Origin of the sequence: Lentzea sp. NBRC 102530, assembly GCF_030269365.1 — a bacterium.
In the GTDB taxonomy this organism is placed as follows: domain Bacteria; phylum Actinomycetota; class Actinomycetes; order Mycobacteriales; family Pseudonocardiaceae; genus Lentzea.
Window position 1 is genome coordinate 1 of record NZ_BSTF01000045.1, and the last position, 1406, is coordinate 1406.

Here is a 1406-nt window from a genome sequence, read left to right on the forward strand (position 1 = left end):
GGGCTTGACAGTGAGGATGTGTGTGGTGGTTCTCGCTGGGCTGGTCTGACTCGTGGCTTGACTGACCTTGTGTCTTTCCGAAGATCTGTCGTCTGGTCTGGTGGGGACCGCTGCCAGGGTGTTCACCGGGCCCGGCGACCGTGACTTCATAGGAGCCTGTTGGCGCAGGCCGCTGATCACTGTCGTGTCCGATCGCCGGGTCGGGGCGAGCGCCATTCGTCCGTTGGCGCGAACAGGATGGCGGTGTCCAGGATGGCAAAAACGCGGAGTACGCGCATCGGTGGCCCGGTGGTGCCGGTCGGGGAGATCACCGGCGGGGTCGACACGCACAAGAAGTTCCATGTCGCGGCCGCGGTGGACGGGCTGGGCCGCGTGCTGGGCACGACACGGTTCGACGCGACGCTGGCCGGTTATGCGGCGCTGCTGGCCTGGCTGGCCGGGTTCGGGCCGATCGCTCTGGTGGGGGTCGAGGGCACCGGCTGTTATGGCGCGGGCCTGACCGGGTTCCTGACCGGCCGCGGTGTCAGGGTGGTGGAGGTGGATCGCCCGAACCGGCAGAGACGCCGCCGCACAGGTAAGTCCGATCCCGCTGACGCGATCGCCGCCGCGGCCGCCGCCCAGTCCGGCGAGGCCGCCACCCTCCCGAAACCCCGCACCGGCCCGGTCGAGTCGGTGCGGGTGCTGCGCGAGGCCCGCCGACTCTGGACCCACGCCCGCACCGCCGCGATCAACACCCTCAAAGCCCTGCTCGTCACCGCCCCGCCCGGACTACGCGAGCGGCTGGAACCGTTGAACGACACCGCTCTGATCGCCCGGTGCGCCGGGTTCGAACCGGTCCCGGCCGCTCAGGCCGCCACGACTATGCTCGACCACGGAACCGCCGTCGAACACGTGCTGGGTGAGCTGGCCCGCACCATCACCGGCCACACCACCCGCATCCGTGAACTCGACGCCCGCCTGCACGCCCTGGTCGAGCACATCGCCCCACGCACCAGTGGCCTGTTCGGCGTCGGTCCCGGCCGCGCCGCGCAACTGCTGCTCACCGCCGCCGGCCCGGACCGGCTGCACAGCGAGGCCGCGTTCGCCCGCCTGACCGGCGTCGCACCCCAGGACTGCGGCAGCGGCCAGACCGCGGGACGGCATCGCCTGTCCCGCACAGGCGACCGCCAGGCCAACTCGGTGCTCTACTACATCGTGCTGACCCGCCTGGCCTGGCACGAACCCACCCGCACCTACCTGGAACAACGACTCAACCCCAACGGCAGCAACAAAAAACACCTCATCCGCTGCCTCAAACGCTACCTCGCCCGCGAGATCTATCCCCGCCTCATCGCAGACCTCGCCGCCATACCCAGCACAGCTTGACAATCCATAGGAGCATCTTCGGGGCCCTTGCGAGGCGCTGG

General features: G+C 69.8%; 1 protein-coding gene. It reads left to right on the top strand.

Going from position 1 to position 1406, the window contains the following annotated elements:
* The first annotated feature begins 252 nt into the window (after nucleotides 1-252).
* Nucleotides 253-1365, top strand: coding sequence for an IS110 family RNA-guided transposase (locus QSK25_RS45200; protein WP_285647882.1), 1113 nt, complete (start codon nucleotides 253-255; stop codon nucleotides 1363-1365).
* The last annotated feature ends 41 nt before the right edge of the window (nucleotides 1366-1406 follow it).